The 14,862-nt window shown below is 68.9% G+C and carries 15 protein-coding genes; 5 read left to right on the top strand and 10 right to left on the bottom strand.

Going from position 1 to position 14,862, the window contains the following annotated elements; all coding sequences use genetic code 11:
• Positions 1-10 precede the first annotated feature (10 nt).
• From KF783_RS01315 to KF783_RS01305, 3 genes are read left to right on the top strand one after another with little or no spacing between them, the layout of a single operon-like run.
• Entirely contained in the window at positions 11-1,117 is a 1,107-nt protein-coding gene (locus KF783_RS01315) for a DUF2336 domain-containing protein (RefSeq protein ID WP_294076086.1), read from the top strand.
• Positions 1,114-2,490: an ATP-binding protein gene (locus tag KF783_RS01310; protein WP_294076085.1), complete on the top strand. Its 1,377-nt coding sequence runs from the start codon at positions 1,114-1,116 to the stop codon at positions 2,488-2,490. The genes KF783_RS01315 and KF783_RS01310 overlap by 4 nt, the downstream gene beginning before the upstream one ends.
• Complete coding sequence (locus tag KF783_RS01305) at positions 2,490-3,701, top strand: S41 family peptidase (RefSeq protein ID WP_294076084.1); 1,212 nt, start codon at positions 2,490-2,492, stop codon at positions 3,699-3,701. The genes KF783_RS01310 and KF783_RS01305 overlap by 1 nt, the downstream gene beginning before the upstream one ends.
• Here KF783_RS01305 and KF783_RS01300 read toward each other — a convergent pair whose 3' ends face one another.
• Positions 3,702-4,439: a glutaredoxin family protein gene (locus KF783_RS01300; protein ID WP_294076083.1), complete on the bottom strand. Its 738-nt coding sequence runs from the start codon at positions 4,437-4,439 to the stop codon at positions 3,702-3,704.
• 78 nt (positions 4,440-4,517) lie between these two features.
• Between KF783_RS01300 and KF783_RS01295 the strand changes: the two genes are divergently transcribed.
• Complete coding sequence (locus KF783_RS01295; protein ID WP_294076342.1) at positions 4,518-4,895, top strand: MerR family transcriptional regulator; 378 nt, start codon at positions 4,518-4,520, stop codon at positions 4,893-4,895.
• Between the two features lie 5 nt (positions 4,896-4,900).
• Here the strand turns inward: KF783_RS01295 and KF783_RS01290 are convergent, their stop codons facing one another.
• The 4 genes from KF783_RS01290 to gltX form a co-directional block, all read right to left on the bottom strand.
• On the bottom strand, positions 4,901-5,092 hold the full coding sequence (locus tag KF783_RS01290) for a hypothetical protein (protein WP_294076082.1): 192 nt from the start codon (positions 5,090-5,092) through the stop codon (positions 4,901-4,903).
• A gap of 4 nt (positions 5,093-5,096) precedes the next feature.
• Positions 5,097-6,200 carry a transcriptional regulator gene (locus KF783_RS01285; protein ID WP_294076081.1) on the bottom strand — a complete coding sequence of 368 codons (1,104 nt, stop codon included), beginning with the start codon at positions 6,198-6,200 and terminating at the stop codon, positions 5,097-5,099.
• A gap of 233 nt (positions 6,201-6,433) precedes the next feature.
• The gene (gene gltA / locus KF783_RS01280) at positions 6,434-7,708 is read right to left on the bottom strand and encodes a citrate synthase (protein WP_294076080.1); all 1,275 of its coding nucleotides are present in this window, start codon (positions 7,706-7,708) and stop codon (positions 6,434-6,436) included.
• Positions 7,709-7,724: 16 nt separating this feature from the next.
• A complete protein-coding gene (gene gltX, locus KF783_RS01275) occupies positions 7,725-9,182 on the bottom strand; it encodes a glutamate--tRNA ligase (RefSeq protein WP_294076079.1) in 1,458 nt (485 codons plus the stop codon).
• Between the two features lie 28 nt (positions 9,183-9,210).
• On the opposite strand from gltX, the gene KF783_RS01270 reads away from it, so the two are divergent.
• The gene (locus tag KF783_RS01270) at positions 9,211-11,358 is read left to right on the top strand and encodes a ComEC/Rec2 family competence protein (RefSeq protein WP_294076078.1); all 2,148 of its coding nucleotides are present in this window, start codon (positions 9,211-9,213) and stop codon (positions 11,356-11,358) included.
• Here the strand turns inward: KF783_RS01270 and KF783_RS01265 are convergent.
• From KF783_RS01265 to cyoC, 5 genes are read right to left on the bottom strand one after another with little or no spacing between them, the layout of a single operon-like run.
• Positions 11,355-11,885: a response regulator transcription factor gene (locus KF783_RS01265; RefSeq protein WP_294076077.1), complete on the bottom strand. Its 531-nt coding sequence runs from the start codon at positions 11,883-11,885 to the stop codon at positions 11,355-11,357. The two genes, KF783_RS01270 and KF783_RS01265, sit on opposite strands and share 4 nt — an antisense overlap.
• A complete protein-coding gene (locus tag KF783_RS01260) occupies positions 11,882-13,177 on the bottom strand; it encodes an ATP-binding protein (protein ID WP_294076076.1) in 1,296 nt (431 codons plus the stop codon). The genes KF783_RS01265 and KF783_RS01260 overlap by 4 nt, the downstream gene beginning before the upstream one ends.
• Complete coding sequence (locus KF783_RS01255; protein WP_294076075.1) at positions 13,174-13,863, bottom strand: SURF1 family protein; 690 nt, start codon at positions 13,861-13,863, stop codon at positions 13,174-13,176. Before KF783_RS01255 ends, KF783_RS01260 begins: the two co-directional genes overlap by 4 nt.
• Positions 13,860-14,237, bottom strand: a complete 378-nt coding sequence (gene cyoD / locus KF783_RS01250; RefSeq protein WP_294076074.1) for a cytochrome o ubiquinol oxidase subunit IV — start codon at positions 14,235-14,237, stop codon at positions 13,860-13,862. The genes KF783_RS01255 and cyoD overlap by 4 nt, the downstream gene beginning before the upstream one ends.
• Positions 14,234-14,860 carry a cytochrome o ubiquinol oxidase subunit III gene (gene cyoC, locus KF783_RS01245; protein WP_294076073.1) on the bottom strand — a complete coding sequence of 209 codons (627 nt, stop codon included), beginning with the start codon at positions 14,858-14,860 and terminating at the stop codon, positions 14,234-14,236. Before cyoC ends, cyoD begins: the two co-directional genes overlap by 4 nt.
• Positions 14,861-14,862 lie beyond the last annotated feature (2 nt).

The raw sequence follows: 14,862 nt of genomic DNA, 5'->3' as shown, positions 1-14,862 counted from the left end.
TCCGGAGATCATGTCCGACCCGAATGTCGACATGTGCGAAGGCGCCCGGACCGGCGCCCTGTCGCTGCTTGCGCGCGCCGCGGCTGCCGACCTGTCCGCGCGCCATGCGACGATCGGGGCGATCGACGATTTCTTCATGGACGATTCGGCGCGGCTGGACGAGCGGACGCGGGTGGCGCTGGGCCAGCTGTTGCGGGCGCTCGTCGAGACGGTCGAGGGTGAAATCCGCGGCCATGGCGTGCGCCTGCTGCGCGCACGGGGCGAGGGCGCGGCGGCCGACGCGCTGGCGGAGGGACAGCCGGTATTGCCGCGACTGATGCGGCGCGGGGTATTGCGCGATCCGGAGCTGATGGCCGAACTGATCGGGCGGACGCGCCAGGAATTGCTGGCAAGCGCGCTCCAGCCGCGCGCGCAGGACGATCCCGATCGACCCAGCCTGATCAACCGCTTCGTCGAGCATCCGGACCGGGTGCTGGCGCAGGGAGCGATGGCGCTGCTGATCGCCGAAAGTCGCCGGCGCGGCCCGCTGGAGCCGGGGCGGCTGGCGCAGACCGACCTGCCTGCCGAACTGCACCACCGCCTGGCATGGCTGGTGGCGGCGGCGCTGCGTGACGAGGGACTGGCCGAGGCGGAGGCGCTGACCGCGCTGGACGCGACGCTGGCCGAAGCGGCGCAGCGCAGCCTGATGGCGCATGACGAGGGCAGCCGGCTGGAAGCGGCGGCGATGCGGCTGGCGGCGGCGATCGATGCCGGCCCTGACGACCTTGCCGACCTGATGGCCGAAGCGCTTGGGGATCGGCGGGTGACGTTGTTCGCGGCGCTGCTCGGCCATGCACTGGGGATCGACTATGCCGCCGCGCGCGATCTGACGCTGGATGCGGTGGATGGCCGGCTGTGGCTTGCGCTGCGGGCGCTGGGCTTTGGTCGTGAGGCGATCGCGCGGATCGGCGTCGCGCTGACCGAAGCCGATCCGCGCAGCGACCTGGAGCGATTTGCCGATACGCTCGACATGGCGATGGCGGTAACCCCGGATGAGGGACGCGGGGCGATCGCGTCGCTGCGCCTGCCGGGCGATTATCGTGCGGCGGTACTCCGGCTTGGGGAGCGGCGGCGATGAACGCGGTCGAACCCGGCGCACCGGTGGCGATCGGACGGATCGGCCGCGACGGGCGACTGGTCGATGCCGAGCCGCGTCTGGCGGACCTGAATTCGCGTGCCGGTGGCAAGGCGGGGGAGCCGCTGGCGGTGCCGCAGATCGCGTCGCTCGCCCGGTTGGCGGCGCGGCTGGGCATTGCGATCTCGCGCGCGATCGTCGCCGCGGATGGCGAGGACGATATCGACCTGTGGGTCCGCGCCGAGCCGGATGCCGACGGCGTGCGGCTGGAGGTAAGTGGGTGGCGGCTGCGCGCGGCGTGGCGCGCGGGTGGCAGCGATGCCGTGCGGGAAAGCGACTTTCTGCGCGCCGACGCCGACTGGATCTGGGAAACCGACGCGGCGATGCGAATCACCCATTTGTCGATCGAGGCGGGCGCGCGACACGGGTTCGACGCCGGCGCGATGCTGGGCAAGCCGCTGACGCTGTTGTTCGCGCTGGAGGCCGATGACGAGGGCGCGCTGCCGATCCTTTCGGCGGCGGCGGAGCAATCGCGGTTCGAGGGGCAGGTGGCCGAGCTGCGCGGCACCGGCAAACGGGTGCGCCTGTCGGCAAGCCCGCGCATCGATGCCGAAGGGCGCTTTGCCGGCTTTTCCGGCGCCGCGACGATGGTTGCGCACGAGGAGCCGGCGCTGCCGCCCCCGCCGGCGCCCGAAGCGGTGTTCACGAGCGAGTTCGGCCGCCGGCTGGATCGCGCGTTGCGCTCGCCGCTCAACCGGATCATCGCCAATGCGGACAGCATCAGCGCGCGCGTCGATGGTCCGTTGCGTGAGGATTATGCCGAATATGCCGGCGATATCGCCAGCGCGGGACGGCACCTGCTGTCGCTGGTCGATGACCTGGCCGATCTGAGCGCGATCGAGCGAGAGGATTTCACGGTCGAGCGCGAGCCGCTGGACCTGGCCGATGTGGCGCGGCGCGCGGCGGGGCTGCTGTCGGTCCGCGCGGCCGAGGGCGAGGTGACGATCGACAAGCCGAAGGCGGACGAGACCCTCCCCGTGAATGGCGAGTTTCGACGGGTTCTTCAGATCCTGGTCAATCTGATCGGCAATGCGGTGCGCTATTCCCCGGCGGGGGGATCGGTGTGGATCCGACTGGAACGGGACGGGGCGAAGGGCTGCGTCATCGTCGCGGATCAGGGCAAGGGGATCGCACAGGCCGACCAGGCAAGGATTTTCGAGAAGTTCGGGCGCGTCGATCCGACCGAGCCAGGCGGCAGCGGCCTTGGCCTCTATATCGCGCGGCGCCTGGCGCGGGCGATGGACGGCGACATCACGGTCGATAGCGCGCCGGGCCAGGGTGCGCGGTTCGTGCTGACGCTGCCGGTGCGCGACTGATGGGGATGGTGCTGACGCGCCGGGCGTTCGTCGGCGGTGCGATCGCCATGGGGTCCGCGCCCGCCTGGTCGCGCGAACCCGATCGCGACATCAGTTTTGCCCAGGACTTTGACGAGATGTGGGGGACGCTCGCATCGCGCTACTGCTTCTTTGGGGAAAAGCGGACCGACTGGCGCAAGGTGCGGCAGATCTATCGGCCCCGCGCGATCGCGGCGCCATCGGTCGATGACTTCGCCACGGTTCTCAACGCGGCGCTCGCCGAACTCTATGATGCGCATACCAGCCTTCGCAACGGCCCCAATGGCATTCCGCGTGTTCCGCCGTTCGACCTGATCGTGGCGCGCGATCCGGACGGGCTGCGCGTTACCGCCGTACAGCCGGACTCAGCCGCAACGGCGGCGGGCATCGCGATCGGCGATGTCGTGACCGGGATCGAGGGGCGGGCGGTGGCCGATGCGGTTCGCGATGCCGCGCTGCTATGCCTGGCCGGGTCCGATCCGGAGGCGGACCGGTTCGTCATCAACCGGGTGATCGCCGGGCGCCGCGCGACGCCGCGACGGCTGACGACGCGGCGGCTTGGCACGGTGGATCTGCCGCTCAGGATGCGCGATCCGCTCCCCGACATCAGCCACCGGCGGCTGCCTGACGGCGTCGGCTATGTCGCGATCCGCAGCTTTGGCGAGGAGGCGACGATTGTCGCCTTCGACGCGGCGCTGGACGACCTGCGCGATGCCCCCGCGCTGATCATCGACGTGCGGGGAAATGGCGGGGGCGACACCGCCGTCGCACGGCCGATCATGGGACGCTTCATCACGGCGGAGAAGCCCTATGCCTTTATGCGGCGTCGAAGCGGTGCGGGGCTGGGTCCGCGATGGACCGAAAGCGTCGAACCGCGCGGGCCGTTCACCTATGCCGCGCCGGTGGTCGTGCTGTGCGATCGGTGGAGCGCCAGCATGGCGGAGGGGTTTCCGATGGGCATGCGGGGGCTGGGCCGGGCGCGGATCGTCGGCACGCCGATGATGGGGCTGGGCGCGGCGGTGTTTCCGTTGCGGCTCGACCGGACCGGGCTCGACCTGCAATATTCCGCCGAACCGGTCTATGACGTGCGCGACCAGCCGCGCTGGCATCTGCGGCCCGATGTTGAACTGGCCGATGGCGCCGACATCCTGGCCGCCGGAATCGCGGAGGCGCGGCGGCTGATCGCGGGCTGATCAGCGCAGCAGCATCCACAGCGCCATCGCGACCATCATCACGTTTTCGGTGAGCGACACGAAGCCGAGCGGGACGTTGCTGTCGCCGCCCATGCACGCGCATTTGAGTTCGCGCCGGTCGAGATAGACCGCCTTGAGCACCGAAACCGCGCCGACGCTGCCGATAAAGGCCGCGACCGGGATCGACAGCCAGGGCAGCGCGTGCGCGGTCATCAGCACGCCGGCCAGCGCCTCCCCGAACGGATAGACATAGCCATAGGGGACCCAGCGCCGCGCCAGCAGGTCGTAATTGAGGAACATGGTCGAGAAGCTCTCGACATCGCGCAGCTTCTGGATCGCGAGCGCACACATGCTGAAGCTGATGAACCATTCCGCCGCCGTCACGGTAAAGGGGGAGCCGAGGGCGAAATGGCTGGCCGCCATCGCCAGCGCCGCCATCATCCCGAACAGCGCGATGACCGGGGCGTAGCTCGTCTCGCCCTTTTTCGCGACATGCAGCCCGAAATGGCGGCGCAGATCGTCGTAACCGCCGATCCGGGTGCCGTCGATGAAGGACTGGGGCGTGGTCTGGACGCCCTGCTGTTCCTTATAGGCGTCGGTCTCGGCACGGGTGCGCAGCCAATGGTCATCGACCCGATAGCCCCTTCGCTCAAGCAGCCATTTGGACTTCAACCCATAGGGACAGACATGGTCGGGCATGACCATCCGATAGAGCGTGGCGATCGGGCGTTCGGACATGGCGTGGTTCCTTGGACGGACGACGTGTCCACCCCAGATAGGTTCCGTACCATGGTACGGAGTCAAGATGTGGCGACGATGATGATCGGTGCGCTGGCCAGGGCCGGCGGGGTGGGCGTGGAAACGGTGCGCTATTACCAGCGGCGCGGGCTGATCGGTGAGCCGGAAAAATCCGGGGGCGTGCGACGCTATGACGCGGAGGCGGTACGCCGGCTGCGGTTCATCCGCGCGGCGCAGACGGCGGGCTTCACGCTGGCACAGATCGCCGAACTGATCGAACTGGATGCCGGTCAGGATCGGGAGCGCGCGCGGGCGCTGGCGGTGGCGCGGATCGCGGCGATCGACGAGGAGATTGCGCGCTTGACCGGCGCGCGCGATGCGCTGGCCCGGCTGGCATCGACCTGTGCGGCCGGAACCGGCGCGGGATGCCCGATCCTGGAGGCGTTCGAACCCTGAACGGTTCAGCTGCGCCGCATCGCCAGCAGCAGAACGACGCCGATCGCCGCCACGACACCGCCCCGGATCGCCCATTGCCGGTCCTCCAGCATGAAGCTCTGCGGCGGCCAGTGGACGAGGCCAAGGCCCTGGGCGACCCACAGCAGTCCGATCAGGACGCCGAGGATGCCGGCAAAGGCGAGGATGTTTCGGCGCATGACTCTAGGCCTTTCGAACGGCAGGGGGCAGGGTGCGGTGGGCGGCTAGCAGGGCGGCGCTGACGCTGGTGACGAACAGCCCTGCCTCCAGCGCGGCGGTGGCGAGTCCGGCGAGCGGACCGATCCCCCGTTCGCCGAACATCGCGCCGATCGCGTCGAGGCGGATATGCGATTCGGGCAGGCCGCGCGCGAGCAGGTCGATGCTGCCCGCCATCAAATGGCCGCCGGCCGCGATGACGAGCGCGCTGGCGACCAGGCCGATCAGCGCCGCGCCCGCCATCGCGCGCCGCAACGACCAGCCACGCACCTGCGCCAGCCAGAAGGCGAGGCCGGTCGCCGCGCCCAGGATCAGCCCTTCGCCCGCGCCGGTCATGTCGGCGGGGGCGCGGCCGAGCAACAGGTTGAACGTGTCCATCCCCAGCAGCTTCACCACCGCACCGATCCACAGCCCGCCCAGCGCGCCGCCGAGTACCGCCCAGCGCGGCAGGCCGTCGCGTGCGATCCCGCCCGCCGCGATCCCGAACGCCACGCCTGCGCCGCCGATGAGCGCGACCATGATCGTGGCGATCAGGATGACGAGCAGCAGCGACAGCCCGCCCGCGCCGCCATCGAGCCGCGACGCGGCGGCAAAGCCGTACAGGATGCCGCCAATGGCACCGGCGAGTGCGCCGCCCAGCATTCCCGCGCCGCCGAGCAGAAGGAAGCGACGCGCCGGCGCGGTCAGCCACGGCGATTCGGCCGGGGCGGGAGGCTCCGGGGAACGGGGCGCGGGCGCGGCGACCATGCCGGCGTCGGCCGCGACATCGGCGATGAAGCGATAGCCGTGTTTCGGTACGGTCTCGATGAAGCGCGGTCGGGCCGCATCGTCGCCGAGCTGACGGCGCAGGGTGCGGATGCACTGCGTCAACGCCTCGTCCGTGACGGGAATGCCCCGCCAGATCTCGGCATGAAAGCGATCCTTCGTCACCAGCCGGCCGCGCTCGCGAACCAGCAACAGCAGCGCGTCGAAATAGCGCGCGTTCAGATCGACCGGGCGATCGTCGCGCAGCAGCTGTCGGTCGCCGGAATCGAGCGTGAAGGCGTCAAAGGTGAAATACCCGGAAGCCATCGGTCAGTTCGCCAGAAGCCTGAAAAGAGACAGGATTCGCTCTCCGCCCGTCCGATCGTGTCGCCTCTCTTGTATCGCGGCGTCGGACGCAAGCAAAGCGGCATCCGCCGGCATACTGGCGCACGACGCGCGTCGAATGTCCGGCGCGAAGCGTTTCGCGCGCGGTGCCGCGCGGTGCGTCATGCGCACGCGATCCGGCCGGTCACCTTCCCCGAAGGGAAGGTGCGCCCGGATCAACGCTTCGCGACGGGGATGTAATCGCGCTGCGTCGGGCCGGTGTAGAGCTGACGCGGGCGGCCGATTTTCTGATCGGGATCGCTGATCATCTCGTTCCACTGCGCGACCCAGCCGACGGTGCGGGCAAGCGCGAAGAGGACGGTGAACATCGTGGTCGGGAAGCCGATCGCCGACAGGATGACGCCCGAATAGAAATCGACGTTCGGATACAGCTTCTTCTCGATGAAATAATCGTCCTTGAGCGCCAGCTGTTCGAGTTCGCGCGCGGTGTCGAGCACCGGATCGCTGATCCCCAGCTTGTCGAGAACGTCGGTCGCCGCCTTCGACAGCACCTTCGCGCGCGGGTCGAAATTCTTGTACACGCGATGGCCAAAGCCCATCAGGCGGAACGGGTCGTCCTTGTTCTTTGCGCGGGCGATATATTCCGGGATCCGCTCAGGCCGGCCGATCTCACGCAGCATGTTGAGCGCGGCCTCGTTCGCGCCGCCATGCGCGGGACCCCACAGGCACGCGATGCCCGCGGCGATGCACGCGAACGGGTTGGCGCCCGACGACCCGGCGAGACGCACGGTCGATGTCGATGCATTCTGTTCGTGATCGGCGTGGAGGATGAAGATCTTGTCCATCGCATCGACCACGACCGGATCGATCTCATATTCCTCGGCCGGAACGCCGAAGGTCATCCGCATGAAATTCGCGGTGTAGCTCAGCTTGTTGTCCGGGTAGAGGAAGGGCTGGCCGACGCTGTACTTATACGCCATCGCGGCGATCGTCGGCATCTTCGCGATCAGGCGGTGCGACGCGATCTTGCGCTGCTCCGGATCGGCGATGTCGGTCGAATCGTGATAGAAGGCGGACAGCGCGCCGACGACGCCGCACATGATCGCCATCGGATGCGCGTCGCGGCGGAACCCGCGATAGAAAGTCGCGAGCTGTTCATGCACCATGGTGTGACGGCTGATCGTCCAGATGAACTTGTCCAGCTCATCCTTGCTCGGCAGTTCGTGGTTCAGCAGGAGGTAGGCGACCTCCATGAAGCTGGACTGTTCGGCAAGCTGGTCGATCGGATAGCCGCGGTGGAGCAGGATGCCCTGATCGCCGTCGATATAGGTCAGGCCGCTCTCGCACGAGGCGGTGGAGGTGAAGCCGGGATCGTAGGTGAACATCCCCGACTGGCCATAGAATTTGCGGATATCAACGACCTCGGGTCCCACGCTCCCCTGTCTGACCGGGTAATCCTTGTCGCCCAGTTTGAGAGTGCCGTCGGTCATCGTCAGTTCCTTTCCTTCAGCCGTCCGTGTCATCGCCCGGGGAGGCCGTCATCCGATCCGCGATCCGCCCGAGGCTTTCCTCCCGGCCCAACAGGGCGAGGACGTCGAAGATGCCGGGGGAGGTCCGTCGCCCGGTCAGCGCCGCACGAAGCGGCTGCGCGACCGCACCCAGTTTCACTCCCGCAGCCTCCGCCACCTGGCGTACCGCATGTTCGAGTGCTTCCGTATTCCAGTCCGCGACCGCGTCAAGCGCGGTGTGCAACTGGGCCAGAAGCCCGCGTGCCGGACCCTCTAGCAGAGCTTGTGCATCCGCGTCCATTTCGAGCGGGCGGGTGCGAAACAGAAAGCCCGCCCCATCCGCGATCTCAAGGAGATTCGCCGCGCGCGGCTTGAGCGCGGGCATGCTGCGTTGCAAAAGATCGACCTGATCCGCGCGCGCCTCGAACGGCAGGAACCCAGCCGCGAGCCGTGCGAGTCGGGCATCGTCGGCGGCGCGGATATAATGGCCGTTCAGGCTGTCGAGCTTCTTGAGATCGAACCGCGAGGGCGACTTGCCGACCCCCTCGAGCGTGAACCATTCGATCGCCTGTTCGCGGTCGATGATCTCGGCATCGCCATGGCCCCAGCCCAGCCGCAGCAGGTGGTTGAACAGCGCTTCGGGCAGCACGCCCAGCTCGTCGCGATAGGAATCGACGCCAAGCGCGCCGTGCCGCTTCGACAGTTTCGCCCCGTCGGCGCCATGGATCAGCGGAATATGCGCGTAGACCGGCTCGGGCCAGCCCCCCTCGATCGCGGCCATTGCGCGGATAATCGTCAGCTGGCGGAAGGCGTTGTTGAGGTGATCGTCGCCGCGGATGACGTGGGTTACGCCCATGTCGCGATCATCGACGACCACCGCGAGCATATAGGTCGGGGTGCCGTCCGACCGCAGCAGGACCATGTCGTCCAGCTCGGCATTCTGCACCGTCACTTCGCCCTGGACCAGGTCGTGGATCGTCGTCGCGCCTTCACGTTCGGCGCGGATGCGCACGACATGGGGTTGATCGAGCGGGCCATCGGTGCGGTCGCGCCAGGGGCTGCGGATGCGATAGGGCTGCTTCGCCGCCTGCGCCACCTCGCGCTGCGCCGCGATCTCGTCCTGGGTCATCCAGCAGCGATAGGCGTGGCCGCTGGCCAGCATCGCGTGCGCGACTTCTGCATGGCGATCGGCGCGGGCGAACTGATAGACGGCGTCGCCGTCCCAATCGAGGCCGAGCCACCGCATGCCGTCAAGGATCGCCGCGATCGCCGGCTCGGTCGAGCGGACGCGATCGGTATCCTCGATCCGCAGCAGGAACGTGCCGCCATGATGGCGCGCGAACAGCCAGTTGAACAGCGCCGTGCGCGCGCCGCCGATGTGCAGGAAACCGGTCGGCGAGGGCGCAAAGCGCGTGACGATGGCGGCGCCCGAAGGGGCTTCAGATGTTGCGCTCAACCGCGCATGCTCCCAAGAGATGTGATCGATGGCCAGTACAGCCGCGAGCGCCCGTAGCACGGGGTTTCGTCCGCTTCAAATCGCGGGCGAATGGCGTGTCGCCGCGCGGCTGGAGCGATGGCTGGAGATCGAGCGCGGCCAGTTGTTCCTGTGGGCGCCGGTGCTGTTGGGAACCGGCGTCGCGCTGTGGTTCGCGTTGCCTGATGCCCGGCGGTGGAGCGCGGCCATTCTGGCGGCGCTGGCGCTCGCGATTGTGGCGATCGCGATGGGACGGGGCGGACGCGCGGGGCGCTGCGTGACGATCGGCGCGACGCTGCTCGCGCTGGGGTGCGGCCTGGCATGGGTGCGTGCGGAGCGGATGGAGGCGCCGGTGCTCGCCCGGGCGGTGGTGACGCGGATCGTCGGCCGGGTCGAACGGGTCGAACCGCTGCCTGCGCGCGATCTGGTGCGGGTGCGGATCGCGACCGATCCGGACGTGAAGCTGCCTTCGCATGTGCGCGTCAATCTGGCGATAAAGGACGTCCCGGCGGGGCTGACCCGTGGCGCGCGCATCGCGGTGCGCGCGCGGCTGATGCCGCCGGCGCCCCCGGCGATTCCCGGCGCCTATGATTTCGAACGGGCGGCGTGGTTCGACCGGCTGGGCGCGACCGGGCGTGGGTTTGCGCCGGTCGAAATCCTGGCGGCGGGCGCGCCGCGCAGCGGCGTGCGTGAGCGGCTGACCGCCCATGTCCAGTCGCGCATCGCGGGAAGCGCGGGCGGCATCGCGGCGGCGCTGGCGACCGGCGATCGCGGCGCGATCGGTGAGGCGGATGCCGAGGCGCTGCGCCGGTCGGGCCTGGCGCACCTGCTGTCGGTCAGCGGGTTGCATGTGACGGCGGTGGTCGGCGCGACGATGCTGATCGTGCTGCGCCTGCTGGCGCTCAGCCCGACACTCGCGCTGCGCTGGCCGCTGCCGGTGATCGCGGCGGGGGCGGCGGGCGCGGCGGCGGTCGGTTACACGTTGTTGACCGGCGCGGAGGTGCCGACCGTCCGGTCGTGCATCGCCGCGATGATGGTGCTCGCCGCGATGATGCTGGGGCGGGAGGCGATCACGCTGCGGCTGATCGCATTCGGCGCGCTCGTCGTGCTGCTGCTATGGCCCGAGTCGCTGATGGGGCCGAGTTTCCAGATGAGCTTCGCCGCCGTCACCGCGATCGTCGCGCTGCATGAGAGCCGCAGCGTGCGCGGATGGTTTGAGCGGCGCGATGAGGGATGGGGATGGCGGGTGGCGCGGGGCGGCGCATCGCTGTTGCTGACAGGGCTTGTGGTCGAGATCGCACTTACCCCGATCGCGCTGTATCATTTCCACAAATCGGGCCTGTATGGCGCGCTCGCCAATATCGTCGCGATTCCGCTGACCACGTTCGTGGTGATGCCGTTCGAGGCGGCGGGGCTGGCGTTCGACGCGCTTGGCATCGGGGCGCCATTCTGGTGGATCGCGGGGCAGGGGCTGCACCTGCTGCTATGGGTCGCGCATCGCGCGGCGGAGGCGCCCGGCGCGCTGGCGATGTTGCCGGCGATGCCGGGCGGGGCCTATGCGACGATGGTGGCGGGGGGATTGTGGATCGCCTTGTGGCGGACGCGCGTGCGCTGGGCCGGCGCGGTGCCGATCCTGATCGGCGCGGCCTGGGCGCTGGCGACCCCGGCGCCGGACCTGATGGTGACCGGTGACGGACGGCATCTGGCGCTGCGTATGCCCGGCGGCGAGATGGCGCTGCTGCGCGACCGGGCGGGCGATTATGTACGCGACATGATGGCGGAAAATGGCGGGATCGACGCCGAACTGCCGGCGCTTTCGGCGCAGCGTGGCGTGTCGTGCAGCGCGGACATGTGCCTGATCGAAACCGGGCGTGGGGGGCGTCGCTGGCGGATCGCGGCGACGCGCAGTTCCTATCTGGTGCCGTGGGCGCAGATGATGGCGCTGTGCCGCTCGGTCGATATCGTCGTCGCGGACCGGCGGTTGCCGCCCGGATGCGCGCCGCGCTGGCTGAAACTTGACCGGGCGACGCTCGCACGGACGGGCGGCGTGGCGATCTCGCTGGAGCGCGGCACGGTGCGGGCGGTGCGGCGTCCGGGTGCCGATCACCCCTGGTTGCACCCCGAAACCGTCGTGCCACCGCGCCCCGCCCGGCATTAGCGCACCGGGCGCTTCTCCAGCTTTCGGGCAAGGGTGCGGCGGTGCATGCCCAGCCGGCGGGCGGCTTCCGAAATGTTGAAATCGGTCTCCACCAGCGTCTGGTGAATATGCTCCCACTCCACCGTCTTGATGGACGAGGTTCGGCCATCCACCGGCGCGTCGATATCGCCGCTCGCACGCGCGAACGCAGCCTCGATATCGTCGGTGTTCGAAGGCTTGGCGAGATAGTGCGAGGCGCCCAGCTTGATCGCCTCGACTGCGGTGGCGATGCTGGCGAAACCGGTCAGGACGACGATCTTCATCGCCGGATCGCTGGCGCGCAGCGTCTGGACGCAGGCGAGACCCGACGCGCCGTGCAGCTTCAGATCGACCACGGCGAAGCCCGGTCGATGCCCCGCGAGCAGCGCGACGAGGCCGTCATGGCTGTCGGTCCCGATCACGGCATAGCCCCGCCGTTCGAACGAGCGACGCAGCGTGCGGGCGAAATCGGGATCGTCCTCGACGATGACGAGCAGCCGATCGCTCATGCCGCCTCTCCGCGCCATGCCAGCGCGTCGAGCGGCAGGTCGATCCGCACCAGTGCGCCGCCGCCGGCGCGGTTTGCGGCGCTGGCGGTGCCACCCAGCTTGCGCAGGACGTTGACGAGGAGAAACAGGCCCAGGCCGCCGCCGGCCCGCCCCTTCGTGCTGCGATAGGGGCGCCCGAAATCGTCGAGCATGCCGGGGTCGAAGCCCGGGCCGTCGTCCGCGATTTCCAGGACCAGCCGGTCGCCTTCCCGCGCGGCGGTCACCGCGACCCATTCGGGCGATACCTCGACCGCATTGTCGATGACGTTCGCGATCACCTGACGCAGCGCGGGATCGGCGACGATCGCGACGTCGTCGCCGAACCGGTCGTCGAAATAGAGCGCGTCGGGCGGCCCGCCCTGGCGCCATGCCGAGAGGATGTCGGTGAGGAAGGCGCGCATGCTGGTCACTTCGGGGGCGACGCCGCGTGCTTCGCCGGCGGACATCAGGATACCGCTCACGATCGCCTTGCACCGGCGCACCGCCGCGTCCATGTCCGCCAGGTCGTCCTGCAACTCGGCAATTTTCGCGAGCGTGGCGTCGCCGCGCCAATCACCGATCAGCACCGCGAGCGAGGCGAGCGGCGTGCCGAGTTCATGCGCCGCGCCGGAGGCGAGCAGACCCATGCGGACGATATGATCCTCCTCCGCCGCGCGCTGGCGGATCGCGGCGAGCGCGGCGTCGCGCTGGCTGAGATTGCCGGCGATGCGGGTGATGAACACCACCAGCAGCACCGCCACCAGTACGAAGCAGATCAGCCCGCCGACCAGGTCGAGTGTCGCCGGATCCATGCCGGGCGGCAGCGCGAGCGGCCGCGGCGCGATCGTCAGCAGCGCGAGTGCGACCAGCGTCGCCGCGACGATCCCCCATGCCGATGACGCGCGCAACAGCACCGCACCCAGCACGACGTGAAGCAGGAACAAGGCCGCGAACGGATTGGTGATGCCGCCCGACAGGTGCAGCTGAACGGTCAGCGCCACCACGTCGAACAACAACGCGGCGGTCAGCGCGCCGTTGGTGAAATGCATGCCGCTGGCAATCAGCATGTGGCTGGCGATGTTGAGCGCGGCGAGGGTCGCGATCGACATCAGCAGCTGGAGCAGCGGAAGGTCGATCCCCAGCCCGAAATGGACGACACCGACGGTTACCAGCTGGCCGCCGACCGCGAGCCAGCGCAACTGCGTCAACAGGGCCATGTTGCGGCGGCCGGCATCGGCCTCGGGCGGGGCGGGGGGCGCCAGGATCGTCGTCACGCCCCCTTTTGGGCCGGGAGCGGGCGCGTGCGCAACACCTGCCACGCCGCCCAGAGCGACAGCAGGGCAAGCGCGAACCAGGTCAGCGCGTAGCCGAGATGATTGTCACTGAAGCGGACCACGGTGAGGCCGCCGACCGGGTAGCCACCGGGGTTGGGCGTGGCATCGGCGTCGATGAAATAGGGGGCGATGTTGCCCAGGCCGCGCGCGGCGGTGATGGCGGCGACGTCCCTTGAATACCAGCGGGCGGCGGCGGGATCGTTGCTGCGCAGAAATCCGCCGCCCGGTTCGCTGGGGCGGATCAGGCCGGTGACGGTGACCGGACCGCGGGGGGGCGGGCGGGTCGCCGGGTCGCGGCGTTCGGCCGGGACAAAGCCACGATTGACGAGGACGGTGAAGCGCGACGTCCGGAGCGGGGTCAGCACCCAATAGCCGCCGCCGCGCGCGGTCACCGCCTGGACCAGCGTCTCCCGGTCGTGGCGAAAGATGCCGGTGACGGTGACGCGGCGATAGGCATCGTCGGCACCGGCCCGGCGGGGAGCGGGAACCGCCGCGGCATGGACCCGGGCATCCACCGTCGCGATCAGCGCATGCTTCCACGCCCGCCGCTCGACCTGCCATATGCCCAGCGCGACGAACGCGCCCGCCAGCAGCAGCGCCGCGCCGGCGAGAAGGGCGCGCTTCACGGCAGCTGGCCGACCTCTTCCATCGTCGGCATCATATTGGTGTTGAGGTGATGCATCACCCACAGCGAGCCCGCGAGCATGATGACCACCACGATCACCGTGAACACCAGCGAGGTGAGCGACCAGCCATCCTCGGCCTTTGGCGTCATGTGCAGGAAGAAGATCATGTGGACGATGATCTGGACGATCGCCAACCCCATGATGATCGCGGCGGTCGCCCCGGCGCTCAGCGGCATCGTCATCACCAGCCAGAACGGGATGGCGGTGAGGATCACCGAAAGTGCAAACCCGATCGCGTAATCGCGCAGCGTCGCGTGCGGGAGTTCGGCGGCGGCGTGGTCGCCATGGCCGCCCTGATGCGGGTCGTGGCTCATCGCAGCATTCCCATCAGATAGACGAAGGTGAAGACGCCGATCCAGATGACGTCGAGAAAGTGCCAGAACATGCCCAGGCACGCGACGCGACGCCGATTGGCGGCGATCAGCCCGCGGCGGCCCAGCTGAACGATCAGCGTCACCAGCCAGATGATGCCGAAGGTGACGTGGAGACCGTGCGTGCCGACCAGGGTGAAAAAGGCGGACAGGAACGCGCTGCGCTGCGGCCCCGCGCCCTCGTGGATCAGATGCGCGAATTCGTAGAGTTCGATCGCCAGGAACGCCGCGCCGAACAGGCCGGTGACCGCGAGCCAGAACTGGGTCGCGCGCACCTTGCCCAACTGCATCGACAGCATCGCGAAGCCATAGGTGATCGACGAGAAGAGCAGCATCGCGGTGTTCACGGCGATCAGTTTCAGGTCGAACAGATCCTTTGGCCCCGGTCCGGCGGCATAGTTGCCGCCCAGCACCGCATAGGCCGCGAACAGGATCGCGAAGATGAGGCAGTCGCTCATCAGATAGATCCAGAAGCCCAGCATGGTGCTGTGGCCTTCCGGGTGCGGATGCTCGTTCAGGTCGTAGAAGCGGACCGGTTCGTCCGGATGGGCGGTGGCGACAGTCATCG

It is taken from the genome of Sphingomonas sp. (assembly GCF_019635455.1).
GTDB lineage: Bacteria > Pseudomonadota > Alphaproteobacteria > Sphingomonadales > Sphingomonadaceae > Sphingomonas.
The sequence above is the reverse complement of the archived record's forward strand: the minus strand, read 5'-3'. Positions and strand labels throughout refer to the sequence as shown.

What these genes read in the sequence shown, in the direction of transcription:
- KF783_RS01315 (WP_294076086.1), top strand. Translation starts at nt 11, where the DNA reads ATGTCCGACCCGAATGTCGACATGTGCGAAGGCGCCCGGACCGGCGCC.
- KF783_RS01310 (WP_294076085.1), top strand. Translation starts at nt 1,114, where the DNA reads ATGAACGCGGTCGAACCCGGCGCACCGGTGGCGATCGGACGGATCGGC.
- KF783_RS01305 (WP_294076084.1), top strand. Translation starts at nt 2,490, where the DNA reads ATGGGGATGGTGCTGACGCGCCGGGCGTTCGTCGGCGGTGCGATCGCC.
- KF783_RS01300 (WP_294076083.1), bottom strand. Translation starts at nt 4,439, where the DNA reads ATGTCCGAACGCCCGATCGCCACGCTCTATCGGATGGTCATGCCCGAC.
- KF783_RS01295 (WP_294076342.1), top strand. Translation starts at nt 4,518, where the DNA reads ATGATGATCGGTGCGCTGGCCAGGGCCGGCGGGGTGGGCGTGGAAACG.
- KF783_RS01290 (WP_294076082.1), bottom strand. Translation starts at nt 5,092, where the DNA reads ATGCGCCGAAACATCCTCGCCTTTGCCGGCATCCTCGGCGTCCTGATC.
- KF783_RS01285 (WP_294076081.1), bottom strand. Translation starts at nt 6,200, where the DNA reads ATGGCTTCCGGGTATTTCACCTTTGACGCCTTCACGCTCGATTCCGGC.
- gltA (WP_294076080.1), bottom strand. Translation starts at nt 7,708, where the DNA reads ATGACCGACGGCACTCTCAAACTGGGCGACAAGGATTACCCGGTCAGA.
- KF783_RS01270 (WP_294076078.1), top strand. Translation starts at nt 9,211, where the DNA reads ATGGCCAGTACAGCCGCGAGCGCCCGTAGCACGGGGTTTCGTCCGCTT.
- KF783_RS01265 (WP_294076077.1), bottom strand. Translation starts at nt 11,885, where the DNA reads ATGAGCGATCGGCTGCTCGTCATCGTCGAGGACGATCCCGATTTCGCC.
- cyoD (WP_294076074.1), bottom strand. Translation starts at nt 14,237, where the DNA reads ATGAGCCACGACCCGCATCAGGGCGGCCATGGCGACCACGCCGCCGCC.
- cyoC (WP_294076073.1), bottom strand. Translation starts at nt 14,860, where the DNA reads ATGACTGTCGCCACCGCCCATCCGGACGAACCGGTCCGCTTCTACGAC.